Consider the following 18,607-nt stretch of genomic DNA (forward strand, 5'->3'; position numbering starts at 1 on the left):
CTGCTATTACTTACTGCTTGGTGTTCCTTAAAAGCGTTAGCTCATCCGTCAATGATGGCAACTACTCATTTAACAGCTTTGCTGCCCTGACGGCGAAGTAGGTCAGGATGCCATCGGCGCCGGCACGCTTGAATGAAATCAAGGATTCCATCATGACTGAGTTCAGATCAAGCCAGCCATTTTGTGCTGCCGCGACGTGCATGGCGTATTCACCACTGACCTGATACACAAAAGTGGGGGCTTTGAACTCATCTTTCACTCGGCGAACAATGTCGAGATAAGGCATGCCGGGCTTAACCATGACCATATCTGCACCTTCTTCCAGGTCCGTGGCAATTTCATGCAGGGCTTCATCGCTGTTCGCCGGGTCCATTTGGTAGCTGTATTTGTTGCCTCCGGCCAGATTGCTGGCGGAACCGACGGCATCACGGAAAGGGCCGTAATAGGCGGAAGCGTACTTGGCGGAATACGCCATGATGCGGGTATTAATGTGCCCTTCACTTTCCAGGCATAAGCGGATGGCTCCCACCCGGCCGTCCATCATGTCGGAAGGCGCAACAATGTCTGCGCCAGCTTCGGCGTGGGAAAGTGCCTGTTTGACCAAAATATTGCTGGTGACGTCGTTTAATACGTAGCCATTTGCATCGATGATGCCGTCCTGTCCGTGGGTCGTAAACGGGTCTAGTGCTACGTCGGTCATGACCCCCAGCTCAGGACAGGCTTCTTTCAGTGCTTTGACGGCGCGTTGGGCAAGTCCATCCGGGTTGTAGGCCTCTTCCGCCATTTCAGTCTTAGCGCTTTGAGGCGTGACCGGAAAAATAGCGATCATCGGAATGCCTAATGAAAACCAGCTCTTGGCTTCTTTGACCAGCAGGTCGATGGACAGTCGCTCAACACCGGGCATGGACGCCACTTCTTCTCGTTGGTTGGTGCCTTCCAGTACGAACACTGGATAAATCAGGTCGTTGGTGGTGAGAACGGATTCGCGCATCAGGCGACGGGAGAAATCATCTTTTCTCATTCGACGCATTCTGATGAGCGGAAATCTGCGGGTATCGAGTGTTGACATGGTAACTCCGTATTCGGTGGTGGCCACCTGACGTACCTAAATTCGGGGGAAATGTGCTTAGCATTAAGAAACAATACTTAAACCGCCGGAATTTTGGGTGAAAAATTAAAAGTAACTGATGTATGTTTAACTATTATGAAACTTTACCATGAAAGTGGCTTGTTTTAACTCAATAGTATTCATGTCTGCGGAAGATTTTATTATCTTGAATGGTGTGACGTTATTTTCGTGGATGAACTGAAAGGAAATTATCTTCAATGGCTAAAAAAGTTGCTGTTTTACTCTCCGGGTGCGGTGTTTACGATGGGTCTGAAATTTATGAGGCGGTATTGACGTTGTTGCGTCTTGATCAGAGTGGTGCTGAATATCAGTGCATCGCACCCAACGATGAAATGATGCATGTGATTAATCACGCGACCGGTGAAGAAATGTCGGAAAGCCGTAATATGTTGGTGGAAGCTGCCCGGCTGGCCCGGGGCAATGTGCAGGACTTGGCGGAAGCTAAGCAGGAGAGCTTCGATGCTCTGATTCTTCCGGGGGGTTTTGGTGCGGCTAAGAACTTATGCGACTTTGCTGTGAAAGGTTCTGAAATGAGTGTCCGGCCGGATGTGCTGTCTTTTGTTCGCAGCTTTCATCAGGCTGAAAAGCCGGTGGGGTTAATGTGCATTGCGCCGGTAATGATGCCTGTCATCTTTGGCAAAGGCGTGAAATGTACGATCGGTACGGACCCCGATGTGGCTGATGAGATTCGAACGATGGGGGGAGATCATCAGGATCGAGGAGTGGACGATGTTTGTATTGATCCGGTGAATAAACTGGTGTCAACGCCTGCTTATATGCTGGCAACCGGAATGCATGAAGCCTCCAAAGGCATCTTCACTTTGGTGGATGAAATTCTGTCAATGATCAAGAAATAGGTTGTCTGTCAGGCCAAAACGTAAGGTGCTTCATCGGTGTTTTGGCCGTCAGTTAAACGGGACTTCAATGACTATGGCCTTGCGGTCGAGCGGATCGCCTTCAAACGGCTTGATGATTTGTTGCTTCTCATCGTCACTGAGCGCCGGATGTGTTTCATCCATATGCTGGATGGAAATAGAAATGGACGGGTCTTTATCCGGATCACCGCTGCCAAAAAAATTGGGTAAGGTGGTTTCGTAAAACTTAGCGAACGACCCTGGTAATGATGCCTCGGAAACGGACGATGCCCAGCGAGATTGGGTTAGGTGGTCATCATCAATGACGTAGTGCTCATCGGAATCGGCAAAGGTGATGGGCGCAAAAAGGCCACACAGTACCCATGACATTACTTTGAGCACTTGAGATTTTGTTTGTTGGGGTCGACGCTGATTCGCCAAACGAGTTAAATCTGATTTCATGTTCATCTGCACTTTTGTTGTGGTGCCGTGTTAATGGATTTGCCCCAGAGTTCGTGGGGCAATACATTATCGATTCATTGCGTCAGTCCAATGACTTTTGCGCTTCAATCCGGCCGCTTAATTATTAGTGCTGCAGATGCTACTTATTCACTCTGCCGCAATTCTTGTTCCTGCTGTTCCAACCATTCCTGTTGCTCCAGCCAATCCGCTTCCAATTGCTCGAACTTTTGTTTTGACTCTGCCTGGATTTGTAATAACTCTGTGAGCTTAGTCTTACACGAGTCTGTGTAAAGTTCTGTATCATTAAGTTGATCATTTATTGAACTGAGACGCAATTCATATTTTTCCATCTCTTGTTCTAATTTTGTGATCTTTTTCCGTATCGGTTGAAGCGAAGCGCGTATCTCTGCCTCTCTTTTTCTTAGAGCCTTTTTATCGACAGAAGGTTTCACTTCGTTGCCAGAACGTTGGGTTTCAGTGCTGACGCCCTGAGTCATTTTCTTTTGATCTTTGAGCCATTGGTGGTAATCGTCGAGATCACCCTTAAAGGCATCGACTTTTTTATCGTGCACCAGCCAAAATTCATCGACGGTGTTTTTCAGCAGGTGTCGGTCATGCGATACGATGATGATGGCGCCCTCAAAATCCTGTAACGCCACGGTGAGTGCAAAGCGGGACTCCATGTCCAGGTGGTTGGTGGGCTCATCCATGATCAGTAAATTAGGTTTTTTCCAGGCGATGAGGGCCAGTGCCAGACGGGCTTTTTCTCCGCCGGAGAACAGTTTGACGGTCTCATTGGCGCGGTCACCATTAAAGCCGAAACTGCCCAGGAAGTTTCTGATGCTTTGCTCGCTTGCCGTGGGCGATAACCTTTGTATGTGGATCAGAGGCGTGGAGCTAACATCCAAAGCCTCCAATTGGTGTTGTGCAAAGTACCCAATATGCAAATGCGCCCCTTCGGTCATCTTCCCTGACAGCAGGGCAAGGTCGCCGACCAGTGATTTGATTAAGGTGGATTTACCGGCGCCGTTGGCACCCAATAAACCGATCCGCATTTCAGGCAGAATGGTACAGTTTGCAGAGAGAATTCGGTTGCCCTGATAGCCCATGTCTGCGTCTTCAATGGTCAGCAACGGTGATGACACATTGTCTGCTTTCGGGAAGGTGAAGCTGAACTGGGTATCCACATGGGCGGGCGCAATCTTGGTCATCCGCTCCATGGCTTTCACCCGGCTTTGTGCCTGCTTGGCTTTGGTGGCTTTGGCTTTGAAGCGGTCGATGAACGACTGCATGTGGGCAATTTCCCGCTGTTGCTTCTCATGCTGGGCTTGTTGTTGTGCCAGCTGTTCCGCTCTGGCAACTTCAAAGGTGCTGTAGTTGCCCCGGTAATAATTAATTTGCTGTTGTTCCACATGGGCAATGTAACCCACGATGCTGTCGAGAAAATCCCGGTCGTGAGAAATAATGATTAAGGTGCCCGGATAATTTTTCAGCCATTGTTCGAGCCAAAATACTGCGTCCAAATCCAAGTGGTTGGTGGGTTCGTCGAGCAGTAACAGGTCGGACGGGCTCATCAAGGCCTGAGCCAGATTCAGCCGCAGACGCCAACCACCGGAAAAATCACTGACCTGACGATGGACGTCGGCCTGTTGAAAGCCGAGACCGGCCAATAGTTGTTCGGCACGGCTCTTGGCGGTGTAACCGTCTGCCTGTGCGAACAGGTCGTGAGCGTGGGCCAGTTCGTTATCCTGCTGCTGTTCTTCTGCGTGCCGGATGGCGGCTTCAGCTTCTCTTAACGGTACGTCTCCGTCCAGTATGTAATCCAGCGCCGACTTGTCCGTGGAGGATACCTCTTGCGCCATGTGGGCAATGTTCCAGCTGGCGGGGATTTGTAAGTCACCTTGATCCTGATGCAATTCGCCCAACAGCAGTTTGAATAAGCTGGATTTGCCGGTGCCATTGGCTCCGACCAGACCCAGCTTTTGACCGGGATTGATCGCCAGATTGGCATTTTCAAAAAGGACTTTAATTCCGCGCTGGAGTGAAACATTAGATAGTTGAATCATGATAAACCAAGGGTGTTGATGGCAGACTTTGACGAACTTTGTCGTATTCGATTATGTGCAGGCACAGTAACAGGAGTTGGATTTGTTTAGAAGTTCTGTTTAAACGTTTATTGGGAAGTACAGATGAAAGCATGTTGAGAAAGAAGGTGGTGAGCCCGAATGGGCTCATAATGTCTTTGCTGCTCGCTTTTTATTTTTATTGTTGAGCGTCAATCTCGGCTTCTGTTGTTATTTTTATTGGTGAAGCTGAATTGAATCTGTTTTTTTGTTGTTCTTGATTAAATAGAAAGCGATAGCTGTGCCAGTTTTGTAATATTTAATAAAAACAATGAGTTGTGATTTTTTTAATGAATTCTTGAGGCGGCTGGTGGCAAAAGTGTTACTTATGTTCCGTAAAGTGAACAGATTGTTGAGGTAACAAGTAACGCAAAGTTGTTACCTTGTGCTAAAAGCCGAGGTGACAGCGGTCACTGACAGGCAAATTTTAAGAGAAAGGTGTGGCGGCAAGAACTCAGAGCATGATGCCGGGTGTCGACATCTACGGCAGCGAGCTGTAGTGGGCGATTAAATGCATTGCGATGTATTTTTATGTGAGTGTTTTGTGTGAATGTACTGGTAAAGCCGTGAAGCCTTGAAAGAGAAGGTGGAGAGCCCATAAGGGCTCATAATGTTTTCCGGCTCATTTTTATTGTTATTGTCGAGCGTTGATTCTTGGCTTCGATTGTTATTTTTATTAATGAAGCAGAATCCATCATTTTTGTTTTGCTTAGTAAACCCAATGACCTGTCTGGTGCCATTTAAAAAAATTTTCCCCCCTGCGAGTTGGGAAGGCCTCGCAGGGGATAACCGCTTTTGCTGTCAGAATGCCCTTATTATTTTTATTAAGGTGGGTATCTGCTCATCGTACTGGCTGTTGTTATTGTTATTAATGCCAGCGCGATTTTGGTACTGAAAGATAATGCGTTATACAGGCCAAGTTTTAGATAATTTATTTTTTTCATTGGGTTAGCGTAAATTCGTCAGTAGGCACTTGAATAAGAGCGGTTTAAGATTGTTACTATTGTTCGAATAACGAAACACTCTATGTCTGATTCGGTAACAGTCTTGGTGGTGATCATCTGATACTGGTGAATCTGATTCGCTCAAAAACATACTTAAAATGCCTGAAGCTCAAAGGCAGCAGTCAATTTAAAGGTATTTACCGGATAAGAACTGATTCGGCGTTACTTTTGCTAGACTAAAGCTGATGTTGTGACTTTTAAGTGGGTCGTTTTTGATTCCGGCCTTATTGGCGTCGCTCATTCTTCCTTTAGGCAAAGTAGTTTTGATGTATGCATCCGTATCTTAAAAAATTGGTTCAGGAGTACGATTTAACAAAACCGGACGGATTGAGTGTTCAGCAATTGTTAGGACAGGTGTCTACCTATCTGGAGCAACTTGAGTCACGGGTCAGCTCAGACGCTGTCAGCCAGGCTGACTCTTCTTGTGCCGATTACAAAGACATGTCTCCAGAGGAATTATCAAAAGCCCTGACCGTTCAGGCGGCGCAGTTTGAGCGACAGCTGACTCAGCTGGCGGCAGTGAAGCTTGGGCTGGATGATTCTTTATCGCTTTTGAATACCACGTTGGATGCAACCAATGATGGCCTGATTGTGTTCGATAATAATCACCAGGTGGTGGCGCATAATCAACTGTTGACCGATTTTTTTGGTTTGAAGTCAGACGAAGTGGAAGACGCCTTTGTTGGCCATGACCTCAAAGACTTATTAAAAAACACCATTCACAACAGCGAAAAGCTGCTGGAGCTGGTTCGGTTCACTAATATTCACCCGTCAGAAAAAGTACAAGGGTTGCTGCACTTTAAAGACGGTCGTTATGTCGAGTGCGTGTCCAAGCCGCGCTTCTTGGATCACCAAATTGTTGGTCGGGTCTGGAGTCTTCGCGACATTTCTGATTTAAAACAATCGGAAGAGCAAGCCAAGCATCAGGCATACCACGACAACTTGACCGGCCTGCCCAATCGCGCTTTGCTGCAGGAGCAAATGGAACGCGCTTTGACCAGTGCTCATCATCATGATCATCGCATTGCGATTTTATTTATGGACTTAGACGGTTTCAAATATGTGAACGACACTCTGGGTCATGATGTTGGTGATATTCTGTTGTGTCTTGCCGCAAATCGGCTGAAAGAGTGTATTCGGGACATTGATTTGTTGGCGCGATACGGCGGCGATGAATTTATTGTGATGATGGACGAAGTTCACTCGATGAAAGATGTAACGAAACTGGCCGATAAAATCATTATTGCGCTGGAGCAGCCGTTTTTTATTCACAGCGAAACGTTATACATCACCACCAGTGTTGGAATTTCTGTGTATCCAAACGACGGTGCGGCCGCCGATGGCCTGATTCGGGATGCCGATATGGCCATGTATCACGCCAAAGCCAAAGGCCGAAATAACTATCAGTTTTTTGCTAAAGAATTAGCGGTGTTATCGTCTCATCGGTTATCACTGAGAAATAAACTCAAAACGGCCATTGAAGAGCAGCAATTTTCATTGGTGTATCAACCTAAAGTTACCACCAAAGATTCAAGAATGGTGGGTGTTGAAGCATTAATTCGTTGGAATTTGCCTGACGGTAGCACGATTCCTCCGGATGAGTTCATCAGTGCCGCTGAAGACAATGGTCTGATTTTACCGATCAGTGAATGGGTTTTTGAGGAAGCCATTAAACAGGCCCGCAGCTGGATGACGTGTGCGCCCTCGGACTTTACCGTAGCCATTAATATGTCAGCCCGGCAGTTTCAGAAACCGGATCTGGTCGAGAACCTGGTCGCGCTCTTGGCCAAGTTTCAATTGCCTGCAAGATGTATAGAGATTGAGATCACTGAAAGTATGGTGATGGAAGATGTGGAGGCAGCAATACGGGTGCTCTCCCAATTAAGAAGCCTGGGCATTAAAATCGCGATTGATGATTTTGGCACCGGTTATTCTTCTTTGGGATATCTGAAATCATTGCCTATCGATTGCTTAAAAATTGATAAAAGTTTTGTTGATGAAATACATGGCAGCAAAGCCGATCGCGCGTTGGTCAGTACCATCATTTACCTGTCGCATGTGATGGGCGTTCAGGTGGTGGCGGAAGGGGTGGAAACGCAAGAGGCTTTAATGTTGCTGGATGAGATGACCTGCGATCTAATTCAGGGCTATTATTTCAGTAAACCCGTGTCCGCAGATGCAATCACTGAGATGTTGCGAGACCGTTAATTAACCTCTATGTTGAATTTATTTTCGTTAGGAATCCAGGATGGAACCTCTATTTATTGTTAAGAAACTGACGGTGGCATTGGTTGCGCCGTTATCCATTGCGCTAATCATCGGGATTGCCGGGCTGATTAATTTGATCAGGGGTCGTAAGAAGTCCGGTGTGTTTTGGGTATGTCTGTCGTTAATTGTGGTCTGGGTCAGCTCATTTAATCCCATTGCTAATCGCCTGTTATTACCTTTGGAGTCCAAATATACGCCGTATCAATATCAGGCCGAGTTGGCGGTTGGCTATGTTCATGTACTAGGCGGTGGCCACATGGAAGGCGCCAGATTACCGGGCGAAGTGCAATTGAGTTCAACTTCCTTAGCGCGTTTGGTGGAGGGTCTGCGGATCGCCAATCTTCACCCGGAATCTGTTCTGGTGCTGTCGGGTTACGCAGGCATAGGCAGCCGTAATCAATTATCAAACGCCGAAGCGGCAAAGAAGATTGCATTATCACTTGGCTTCCCTGAGCACCGAATACAACTCTTTCCGGAAGCCAAAGATACGCGCGAAGAAGCCCGCAGTGTTGCGAAGCTGGTGGGCGAGCTGTCGGACGACGCTTCGCTGGTGGTGGTTACCTCTGCGTCTCACCTGCCCAGGGCGATGAATATTTTCGAGCAGGAAGGTTTATCTCCGATCCCGGCACCGACTTACTTTTTAGCGTCCGAAGGCAGTGGCGGTTTGTATCCAAGCGCAGATGCCGTTAATAAAACCCAACGCTGGCTTTACGAGCAAGTTGGGTTGTTGTGGGTTGAACTGAAAGCGTTATTGAGTGAGTAGGCTTTGTTCCCACGCGTCTGGATGCTGATCTAAAATCAGTTCCAATAAACGCTTATTGTTAAGCCTGATAATTGGTTTTCCGTCAGTACTGCTTCGGGTTCTTACTTTTAAATCTGAGGTTGGGTACACGGACAGTTCAACAGGAAAAGCTAAATCAAGGTATATGTGATCGAAACTGAGCCATCGTCCATTCTTATTGATGGTTATTTCTTGATGTTCGTAGTCCCAACCCTGCAGATGAATCTGTTCTGTAATCGGCTCCAGGTGATCGGCGAACAGGTGGAGGTCTATGTCACTGCCTTTTCTGATATTTTAAAGGGAGAATTGAATTTTCGAGAATAAATATAATTCTCAGATGCCAGATCTTATAATTCATCGTATTTGCTTTCATCGGGAGCGACCAATTATAAGCGTGGCATCTATATTTATTTATAACTTATTTACTTACAAGATAGGTACTGTTCTTTTTCTGTATGAGAAATCAGCATTCTCCATGGTGGTGACGTTCAGATGATCTAGCTCTTCCTTCAGGTTGCTATCTGCAGTTTTATTTTTAATTGATATGCTCATTAATGCCTCCATTGTAGGGCATTCCCAGTCAGATCCTCCGTCCGTTTCTACTGCTGCTCGTTGAAATATTTCATACTGCTCATCAGCAGCAGCGGTACCAAGCACGCTCCAAATAGCTTTTGCATTGCTATCGTCTAAATCATCCACTTTTTTTGAAATTAAGTTGTATCTTTCTTTAGGACTGAGACTATCAATTGATGGATGCTTGGATAACTCATCATAATAAGTACAGATTGTATTAAAGTCGTTTGAACAGCCAGATAATATTAATACGAATATTAATAGAGTAAGTTTCATCATTATATTTACCTAATACGAACTATAGTTGAATTTACCGTCGGAAGATTTAACAAGGGGGAAATCTGGCCTGTAGACTTTAACTGCATCTAAAGGATTAAAATCTAATACTAGGTTTCCTTTTGCATCCACAATATATACCCATTGACCATTTTTTCCTTGCCAAGTAGTGCCGCCGTGCGAGGCTATAGTAATAGCTTCAATGAAAGGAGGATTAACGCCGTAGTTTTGGACAGGTAGAATGAAAGGTTGAAATTTTGGCTCTTGCTGCTGACTTATAGCATATACTTTTTTGTTAATATCATCATCCATGTATGCTTTTAAAGTGCTGACAGCGGCTCCAGCAAAAGCACTTAAAAAACCGCTAGCATAGATTCCTACATCTACAGCACTTGGAGTATTACCTTGAACCTTATAATTTAACAACCATGTGGCCGGCGTGATGAGGTTGCCCAGTGTTCCTCTTCCTACCTTATCTAGGCCTATAGCGGCAATTATACCACTAGTGTTTTGAATTATATTGACATTGTTACGGATTTTTTTTGACATACATAATTTCCTTTTATATATGGAATGTTAAAGTAGAGAACCCCTGTTATCATCGAGTATTTCCATAAAAGATACCTTTAATGGAAAACTAAAAATCACCTGAATCCTAATCACGGAAATAGGCAGCTACAAGCAATAGACTGTTAAATTGAGAAACCATGCTGGTTTTTTCTTAGTAGTCATATACTCGAATACTAATCCTAAGAATATTGGCTGATAGCTAATTTGCTTGTGTTTAATGGTAAATGCCACTTCGGTAAAATAAAGAACAAATAGTAATACAGCGCATTCCCTTTCGGGTGGGCTTTCGGTGACTACGGAATACTGACACGTGCCACCAACAGTTGGTGCAGATAATTTAGAATGGGTTGTTTTGGGGTTGAATTGATTAACGGGCTGGCCGAAGTCAAGTTGAATATTTGATTTATGATGCGTGTGTATCGCTTATGGTTGTTGCAACACTGGCCAGTCAGCTTCTTTCCTGCCCTTTCGAACGGCCAAAATACGGCCAAACTGAAGAAACACTGCTTCGCTTTCTTTGGGACGGAAAAAGATGTGGTCGTCCGGAGCCAGGTTGATGGATTTGGCACCGTTTACGATCGCCTGATTGGCACTGGAACCGTAGATGGGGTTTTCATACAGGCCTTTGGGGGATGTCAGGCGGGCTTTCCAGTCTCCGCCATAGATGAAAAAGGTTTGCCCGAATCGCTGATGAATACGTTGCAGTGGCTTGCTGATGATTTCAGGGCCGGGGAGTGCAAAACCTGGCAACGTTTTAATGACTGGGGCCGCAATGAAACAGGCGGGTTGGTAGTCTTGGAGTGTGGCCAAGTCGAAGTTCGCTGGTTTTACCAAGCAGCTGCCGGCAGACAAGTCATTGCATTGGCTTTGTTGTTTGTGAATTTCAATGGTCGGGCTGCCTGCGCCGTTAATGGTCAGCCCTTCGGATGGCACCAGCTGTGGATAGTTTTGCTGAACGTATTCCAGGTAGCCTTTGAGCCGGGCCTGACTTTTGCGATAACTGGTGTTCCTGCTTTCAATGAAGCCGGGTAATTTTCCAACGTGGGCGTCGTAACCCATAAGGCCGGTCAGTTTCAGGTGTTCGGGGTGGCGCTGAATGGTCGTCAGCAGGCTATCGAGTGTCGAGTTGGCGTTGACCCCGCCCCGCTGCAATCCAATGTTTACTTCAATGTTAATCTGAAACCGGCGTTGTTGCTGTTGGGCAAGCGTGAGGTATTGTTGCAGCCGTTCGGAGGTATCGATCAGCCACTGCAGTTGGCTGTCCGGATTAAAGGCTGTTGGGTTCGATTGATGAAGCTGATAAAACTCCGAGACTGCGGCTAACGGTAGGGGCTTGCCTAACAACAGGTTGCCTTTCGGGAATACTTGCACAATCTGATTCAAAAAGGGTTGGTGAAATGCCATGAAGTTCATCGACCCCATTTGATGGGCAATGTACTGCAATAGCTCAATGCAGGGTAAAGATTTTATGACCAGCCGAAACTGGGTGTTTGCTGGCCAGTTTTTTTTCATTTGGCTGAGATTGTGATCGAGCGCGTCCAGATCCAGAACGAGCCTTGGCCGTCCTCCGCCTACGAGTTTCAGTTCATTGTTTAATTGGCCAAAATAGGGTGCATACGAAGGGTTCAGTGATGGCTTGGTCGTCATGTGGATTTCTCGGCTCCAAAAATACTTGCCAAGGACGGGTTCAGTAGCTGTGCTTTGGGGTCAAATTCTTTGCGAATTTCCTCAAAGTCGTTCCACTGAGGGTAGAGCGTTGCTAACTGCTCGCCGGTTTTGGTGTGTAATTTCCCCCAATGTGGCCGCCCTTGGTATTCATCAAAAATAGGTTCGAGTGCATTAAATAATGGCCAATGCGGTTGTTGATGGTATTGATGAACGGAGATGGAAGCGGAATCCCGTTGATAAAACGGGCTTAGCCAGATTTCATCACTCGCCACGTAACGATATTCAATAGGAAACAGTGCCGGTAGCCGGTTCTTACGAATTTGGTGAATGACTTTGTCTAAACACTCAGGCCCGTGTTCCGCCGGTACCTGATATTCCATTTCTGTGAAGCGTACTGTTCTTGGGGTGGCGAATACCTTGTAGGAGGTATCCACCCGTTGACTGCTTTTTACAAAACGGGCTATTTGCTTATGAACCAGCGGCGTCAGCTTTGGCAGCTTTTGAGTAGCTTTGCAAAAAAACTCCAGCAAGGCATCGTCTGATATCCACGGTGCCTTAGGCTGTCGGGGGGCCTCGTCGGTAATCTCAAGCGTTTTCAGAATCACCTGATCACTGTATCCGAAAGCAAATAACTCGACGTGACGATAGTCGTGCTTCCATTGTTCGATATTCGCGAGAGCGTCTTTTAGTGGAATGACCTTGATGGATTCTTTCAATTGATAACATGGCCGGTTTTTCAGTTCGATCTCTGACACTATGCCTAATAAACCTAAGTTGACTCGGGCGGCATTAAACAGCGATTTGTTGTGCGCAGACGAACATTCAATGACGGAGCCGTCCAGGGTAATCAGCGTCATGGATTTCACCAGATCGGACAGGCAAGGCAACGAAGCGCCTGTCCCGTGAGTGCCGGTGGCAGTGGCTCCGGCAATGGACTGATGGTCTATGTCCCCCAGGTTGATCATTCCCTGGTCAATGGATTCCAGCAGTGGCCCCAGTTTATGCAGTGGGGTTCCGGCCATGACTCTGGCGGTTTGCAAATCATTATCCTGGCCAATCAAGCCTGTCATCTGATTCAGACTGACTAACGTATCACAGGTATTTACTAACGGGCTGAAAGAGTGCCCAGAGCCAACCACCCGTAATTTGCCTGTGTAATTTTTCAGAAATGAAGCCAGCTCACTGGTGGAGACAGGCTGAAAAACTTCGTTCGGCAGGCTTTTTTGGTTAGCAGACCAGTTTTGCCATTGCCCTTTGGGGCTGTCGGGTAAATCCGATGTTATGTGCTCGATGCTATCAAAGTGGGACATTCTTATTATCATTTGTTATCCGGGGATGCCTTTTTATAGTAGTTAATGGTCAGCGATTTCGGTACCGCCATAGAGTAACTTTTTTCAGTGCTGTTTTTATGTGTTCTATTTGGCCAAATAACCCTGAAAAGATCACCGGAAGTGAATGGTTCTGTGGATAACTCTGTTGGCAACTTATGAATACAGAAACCAGAGGCTTGTATTTTCTGGTGTTTCTGTGGTTGTGGTTAATTATTGATGTTTTTGTATGGTATTGATTTGTATATTAAAATTTAATTATTGTCATTCGGGGGCAGTCCTTACTGATCTCGATTTGTGAATAACTTAAGTGGTAAAAAATTGTGTTAATAATGAACAAATTGCATTGGCTTCTTTAAGCGTATTATCAAAATAAAAGTGCAAGAGCTCGGTTCGGTTAGATATTTTCATCCACAAAAGGTGTGGATAAGTCTCCGGATAAGTTATTGCTAACCTCCTTGGAGCCTTATACGGTAAGGCTTTCAGGAAGTTGGTAGTTTTTTGTGCAGTGCCTGGATTCAGGCTGGAAGAAGGTTGAAATGAGTGGTTTGCTAGTGGGTTGTTACAGGTGCAGAAATAGTCAGTACTTGAGTTTATAGACGATCGGTCGTAAACTTCCCGGCATGGCGAGACCAAGAAAAAATGAACACATTAAAGAACAACTTCTCGAAGTAGGTTTGGAAGCACTTTTAGCGAAGGGTTATCACGGCACCGGTATTAAAGAGGTGTTAGACAAACTCGGCGTTCCTAAAGGTTCTTTTTATCACTATTTTCCGAGTAAGGAGCAGTTTGCTGCAGAAGTCATTCGGTTTTATGCCGACGACTTGAATCAGCGTTTGGCTGAGGCGGTGGCGAATCAGGGCGAAACTGGTTTACCTGCGTTGAAGCGGGCGTTTCGTATCCTGCTGGATGAACATCAAGCCGGTTCCCGAGGTTGTATTCTAGGGGCGTTGGCCAGTGAAATTGCCGAGACTAGCGAAGTTTGTCGTTTGGCCTTGCTGAAGGAAGTTGAAAACTGGCATGGCATGATGACCGCGATTATTCTGCAAGGGCAAGCGTCTGGTGAAATACGAACGGACGTTAAGGCAGATACTCTGGCACGTATGGCCTGGAATTGCTGGGAAGGCAGTGTATTGAGAATGAAGATCGAAGACAAAGCGGAGCCCACAGTAGAAGTGGTTGAAGTGTTGTTTGATGTGATGTTAAAAACGAAATAGCAGTAATCCAGTAAAACACTCGAGATGAGTGTTTTTTTATAATGACTTACTAGACGACCGGTCTAATATTTTAAATGCAATTGAATAGAGGTAGATAATGACGGATACAAGTGTACTTGGGCAATCCTTGGATTTGCCTTGTGGAAAAAGCGTTAAAAACCGATTTTTTAAATCAGCCATGAGTGAAATTTTAGGCACGGTGGATCACCAGGTCAGTAAAGGGTTGGTGACTCTGTATCGTAAATGGGCTGAAGGCGAATGCGGTGTGTTGGTGACCGGTAATGTCATGATCGATCGCAATGCGTTGGGTGAGCCCAGAAACGTGGTGTTTGATAAAGACACCGATGTTGCCAAAGTTGCCGATTGGGCAAAAGCATCAACCGTGAACAATACGGACTGCTGGGTGCAATTGAATCACCCAGGCAAACAATCTCCGAAAGCGATCAACCCAGATCCGGTGTCGCCGTCGGCCGTACCATTGGGCAAAGGTCTGGATCAGTTCTTTAATCCGCCCCGGGCGTTAACCGAATCTGAAATTCAGGACATCATTGGTAAGTTTGCGTTTGCTGCGAGGATGGCGAAAGAAGCCGGTTTTACCGGTGTCCAGATTCATGGCGCGCACGGTTATTTGGTCAGTCAGTTTTTATCCCCGCATCATAATCGCCGAGAAGATCAATGGGGCGGCAGCTTAGAAAACAGAATGCGCTTCGTCAAAGAAGTGTATTTGGCCATCCGTGAGGCAGTGGGTGATGACTTCCCGATTGGTATCAAATTAAACTCGGCCGATTTCCAGCGCGGAGGATTTTCCGAGGAAGATTCCACTGAGGTCATTATGGCGCTTGATAAGCTGGGGATGGATTTATTTGAAGTTTCCGGGGGCAATTATGAGTCTCCGGCAATGACCGGAGTGAAGCAAAGTACCCGCGAACGTGAAGCTTACTTCATCGAATTTGCAGCTAAAATGAAAAAACTGATCTCAGCGCCGATTGTTGTCACCGGGGGGTTCCGCTCACCAGAAGGGATGGCCGAAGCCATCCGCTCGGGCGAAGTGGATATGGTGGGCATTGCCCGTCCTTTAACACTGCAACCGGATTGGCCGAAGCAAATTTTGGCGGGTAAAGCGCCGACCAGTTTGGTCAAACCCTTGACCACAGGCATTAAAGCTTTGGATAAAGCGGGTATGCTGGAGATTACCTGGTATGAACAGCAAATGGCGCGTTTGGCGAAAGGGAAAAAGCCCAATCCGAGTATGAATGTGTATTTTTCAATTTTACGTACTCTGACCAGTAACGGTGTTCAGGCGTTCCAAAAACGACGCGCATGATGAATCGTTTCGGCTTAGTAGCGATTTGCTACTAAGTCGCTGTTTTAACTTTGATGTTCTAACTCTATATCAATCACTTTTGCCCATAACGACACCCTTTCTTGGCTGTTGAATCTCTCTTTTTGTTATTTCATAAGTTTCATTTCTTTTGATCAGTGAGTCACTTTGTTCTCTTTTGATGGTTGACATTCATGCTGCTATGCTTGTAACTTTACATTGTAAAGTTTGTTTGTGAATAAACATGAAGTGATCTTATTCATTTGAATAACAACAAAAAGGAGATCGCGATGACAGATTTCGACGTGATAGTGATTGGTGCGGGGAATGCCGGTTTGACTGCTGCTGTATCAGCGCAGCGTAACGGTGCTCGCACTTTATTGTTAGAAAGACATAACATTCCGGGTGGCTGTGCGACTTCGTTCGTTCGCGGTAACTTTGAGTTTGAAGTGGCTTTGCATCAGCTCAGTGGTATGGGAACGGATGAAAAACCATTCATCCTAAGACAGATTTTTGAAAAACTGGGCATCATGGATAAGATCGAGGTGGTTCACGAAGGTGAGCTGTATCGAATTATAATGCCAGGTGAATTTGATGTAACTTTACCGGCCAGTTGGAGCGGTCTCCGTAAGACGCTTGTTGAAACTTATCCGTCTGAAGCGGACAACATTCCTAAGTTCTTAACGCTTTGTGAAAAAGTGACCATGGAAGCATTCATGATGCTGCCTAAGGCGCAAAAAGCCAACGACGAAGCTATGTTGAAAGCGGCATGTCCGAATTATGTTAAATACGGTTTGCGTCCATTTAAGGATGTATTGGATGAATTCTTCAATGATGAAGATTTGAAAACCGTGATTGCAGCTTACTGGTGTTACATCGGTTTGCCACCTAAGGATATCCCATTCCAGGACATGGCGATGATGCTTTACGCCTACGCTGCGTTTAAACCGTCGCACATCAAAGGTGGATCACAAGCGGTATCGAGTGCTTTGCTGGAATCCTTCCTGGAGGCTGGTGGGGAAGTTCGTTTTAACTGTGGTGCAGAAAAAATCCTAACCGAAGGTAAGCAGGTTCGAGGTGTTCGTACCGAACACGGTGAAACCTTTACTTGTGGTTCAGTGATTTCAAATGCCAGCCCGATTCATACATTCAATGAAATGTTGGATTTTGAACAGCCGCCTGAAGAAATCGCTAACGACATGAAGTCGCGTCGTTTAGGCACATCCGCCTTTGTGCTCTACATTGGCTTGGATTGTTCGCCTGAAGACATCGGTGTGACAGCGGCCTCGACGTTCATTACCGATGACCGTGATGAAGAAGTGGCTCATAAGAACATGGAAGGCATGACACCGCCCTGTCATACCATGCTGACCTGTTACAACTACGATGACCCAAGCTTTGCGCCAGAAGGTAAGTCCGCACTGTCATTGCTTTGTCTCCAGTATGGTGAACCATGGGAGAATATTCCGGCAGAAGAGTACGCGAAAACCAAATACGAGTTTGCTGATCATCTGATTGAACATGCAGAGCGCGTTTTTCCTGGCATTCGTGAGCATATTGAGGAAGTCGAAGTGGCCACCCCGTTAACCATGATGCGTTACCTGAATACACCGGGTGGTGCCATTTATGGTTTCCGTCAAAACATTCAGGAAGGCGGGTTGTTCCGTGAGCGAATGAATGCCGTTCAAGGTTTGTTTATGGCCGGTTGCTGGAATGGCATGGGCGGTTTTCAGCCAACCTATATGATCGGTGAAAGTACCGGTCGTGCAGCGGTAAAACACATTACCAAACTTAAGGCGAAGCAAGAGGAGGTGGCCTGTGCTTAAGGACCCTAAAACCAATGTATTGCATGCCATTGATGGTTATTCCCAGGCGATGGAACATCAAACCGAGCTGGAAAAAACCGGTACCGACTTCACGGAGCAAAAAGGTGCGGTAGCGAATACCATTGCCAAACTGCACCCAAAGCGTTTGACCTTAGAGGTGTGTGAAATTATTGAGGATACGCCGTCGACCAAGACGTTTCGTTTTGTCTCAACAGGTTTGCCTTTGCCGCCTTTTCAGGCAGGTCAGTACATTAACTTATTTGTAAACATCGATGGTGTGGAAACGGCAAGACCTTACGCAATATCTTCTGCGCCGTTAACCCGTGGCCATTATGATTTAACGGTTAAGTTGGTTGAAAACGGTTTTGTCACTAATTATCTGTTGAATGAAGTCAAAGTGGGTGACCAGTTTGAAAGCACCAGCCCGATGGGCACTTTTTATCATAACCCGCTGTTCCATGGGAATGACCTGGTATTTTTGGCGGGCGGGTCAGGCATTGCTCCGGCCAGAGCCATGATTAAAGACATTGCTGATCGTGGTTTAAAGTATAACTTTCATTTGATTTACGCTTCGCGTTATGTGGACGATGTGATCTTTAATGAAGAGTTGGCTGAACTGGAAGCTGAGCACGACTTCTTGAAAGTATCTCAGATTATTTCTCGTCCACCGGAAGGGTATCAAGGTCGAACTGGTCATCTGCATTCGGAAGTCATCGAAGCGTTAATTGGTGGTACAGATAACAAGATGTTTTATTTGTGCGGCCCGACCAGTTTTCATGACTTTTGCGCCGAGCAGCTTGAAAAGCTAAACGTCAAAGCGCGTCGGGTTCGTATCGAATGTAATGGCCCGCCAAAAAATCCTGAAACGTTAGCCGGTTGGCCGGAAGGTTTGGCTCCGGACCAGGAAGTGAATGTGATCATTAAAGGCCAGGGCAGCTTCAAAGCACGGGTGGATGAGCCACTGCTGAACAGCATGGAGCGTAACGGCTTTTCAGCTGAAAATGCCTGCCGTTCCGGTGAATGTAGCTTGTGTCGGGTAAAAGTGACCAAGGGTAAGGTGTTTAACCCGCCGGAAGCGCATTTACGGGAATCCGATTCGCAGTACGGCTGGTGCCACTCTTGTGTGGCCTTCCCGACGGAAGATATTGAAATTATGGTGTAACGACCAGTTTTACCAGAGTTCCCTGTTTCTGGTTTTGGCGCTTTC

General features: G+C 46.3%; 14 protein-coding genes. 7 read left to right on the plus strand and 7 right to left on the minus strand.

The annotated features are described in order from the left end of the window. Positions 1 to 61: 61 nt before the first annotated feature. Positions 62 to 1,069, minus strand: a complete 1,008-nt coding sequence (gene hemB / locus ABD744_RS22485; protein WP_344800861.1) for a porphobilinogen synthase — start codon at positions 1,067 to 1,069, stop codon at positions 62 to 64. Positions 1,070 to 1,326: 257 nt separating this feature from the next. Here hemB and elbB point away from each other — a divergent pair, with 257 nt between their 5' ends. Then, positions 1,327 to 1,986, plus strand: coding sequence for an isoprenoid biosynthesis glyoxalase ElbB (elbB, locus tag ABD744_RS22490; RefSeq protein ID WP_344800862.1), 660 nt, complete (start codon positions 1,327 to 1,329; stop codon positions 1,984 to 1,986). Positions 1,987 to 2,034: 48 nt separating this feature from the next. Here elbB and ABD744_RS22495 read toward each other — a convergent pair whose 3' ends face one another. Next, complete coding sequence (locus tag ABD744_RS22495) at positions 2,035 to 2,445, minus strand: hypothetical protein (RefSeq protein ID WP_344800863.1); 411 nt, start codon at positions 2,443 to 2,445, stop codon at positions 2,035 to 2,037. A gap of 143 nt (positions 2,446 to 2,588) precedes the next feature. Beyond that, the gene (gene abc-f, locus ABD744_RS22500) at positions 2,589 to 4,511 is read right to left on the minus strand and encodes a ribosomal protection-like ABC-F family protein (protein WP_344800864.1); all 1,923 of its coding nucleotides are present in this window, start codon (positions 4,509 to 4,511) and stop codon (positions 2,589 to 2,591) included. Between the two features lie 1,331 nt (positions 4,512 to 5,842). Here abc-f and ABD744_RS22505 point away from each other — a divergent pair. Then, positions 5,843 to 7,780 carry a putative bifunctional diguanylate cyclase/phosphodiesterase gene (locus ABD744_RS22505; protein ID WP_344800865.1) on the plus strand — a complete coding sequence of 646 codons (1,938 nt, stop codon included), beginning with the start codon at positions 5,843 to 5,845 and terminating at the stop codon, positions 7,778 to 7,780. A 40-nt stretch (positions 7,781 to 7,820) separates the two neighbouring features. After that, positions 7,821 to 8,603: an ElyC/SanA/YdcF family protein gene (locus ABD744_RS22510; protein ID WP_344800866.1), complete on the plus strand. Its 783-nt coding sequence runs from the start codon at positions 7,821 to 7,823 to the stop codon at positions 8,601 to 8,603. A 444-nt stretch (positions 8,604 to 9,047) separates the two neighbouring features. Here the strand turns inward: ABD744_RS22510 and ABD744_RS22515 are convergent, their stop codons facing one another. The 4 genes from ABD744_RS22515 to ABD744_RS22530 form a co-directional block, all read right to left on the minus strand. Continuing rightward, complete coding sequence (locus ABD744_RS22515) at positions 9,048 to 9,473, minus strand: hypothetical protein (protein ID WP_344800867.1); 426 nt, start codon at positions 9,471 to 9,473, stop codon at positions 9,048 to 9,050. 9 nt (positions 9,474 to 9,482) lie between these two features. After that, the gene (locus ABD744_RS22520; RefSeq protein ID WP_344800868.1) at positions 9,483 to 10,019 is read right to left on the minus strand and encodes a hypothetical protein; all 537 of its coding nucleotides are present in this window, start codon (positions 10,017 to 10,019) and stop codon (positions 9,483 to 9,485) included. 444 nt (positions 10,020 to 10,463) lie between these two features. Further along, positions 10,464 to 11,687, minus strand: a complete 1,224-nt coding sequence (locus tag ABD744_RS22525; protein WP_344800869.1) for an alanine racemase — start codon at positions 11,685 to 11,687, stop codon at positions 10,464 to 10,466. Next, the gene (locus tag ABD744_RS22530; RefSeq protein WP_344800870.1) at positions 11,684 to 13,018 is read right to left on the minus strand and encodes a D-arabinono-1,4-lactone oxidase; all 1,335 of its coding nucleotides are present in this window, start codon (positions 13,016 to 13,018) and stop codon (positions 11,684 to 11,686) included. The genes ABD744_RS22525 and ABD744_RS22530 overlap by 4 nt, the downstream gene beginning before the upstream one ends. A 641-nt stretch (positions 13,019 to 13,659) precedes the next feature. Between ABD744_RS22530 and ABD744_RS22535 the strand changes: the two genes are divergently transcribed. The 4 genes from ABD744_RS22535 (at position 13,660) to ABD744_RS22550 (ending at position 18,562) form a co-directional block, all read left to right on the plus strand. After that, on the plus strand, positions 13,660 to 14,253 hold the full coding sequence (locus ABD744_RS22535; RefSeq protein ID WP_344800871.1) for a TetR/AcrR family transcriptional regulator: 594 nt from the start codon (positions 13,660 to 13,662) through the stop codon (positions 14,251 to 14,253). 97 nt (positions 14,254 to 14,350) lie between these two features. Further along, on the plus strand, positions 14,351 to 15,577 hold the full coding sequence (locus ABD744_RS22540; protein ID WP_344800872.1) for an NADH:flavin oxidoreductase/NADH oxidase family protein: 1,227 nt from the start codon (positions 14,351 to 14,353) through the stop codon (positions 15,575 to 15,577). A gap of 287 nt (positions 15,578 to 15,864) precedes the next feature. Then, entirely contained in the window at positions 15,865 to 17,400 is a 1,536-nt protein-coding gene (locus tag ABD744_RS22545; protein WP_344800873.1) for a phytoene desaturase family protein, read from the plus strand. Further along, positions 17,393 to 18,562: an FAD-binding oxidoreductase gene (locus ABD744_RS22550; protein ID WP_344800874.1), complete on the plus strand. Its 1,170-nt coding sequence runs from the start codon at positions 17,393 to 17,395 to the stop codon at positions 18,560 to 18,562. The genes ABD744_RS22545 and ABD744_RS22550 overlap by 8 nt, the downstream gene beginning before the upstream one ends. The last annotated feature ends 45 nt before the right edge of the window (positions 18,563 to 18,607 follow it).

The organism is Litoribacillus peritrichatus, from assembly GCF_039537985.1.
In the GTDB taxonomy this organism is placed as follows: Bacteria; Pseudomonadota; Gammaproteobacteria; order Pseudomonadales; family Litoribrevibacteraceae; genus Litoribacillus; species Litoribacillus peritrichatus.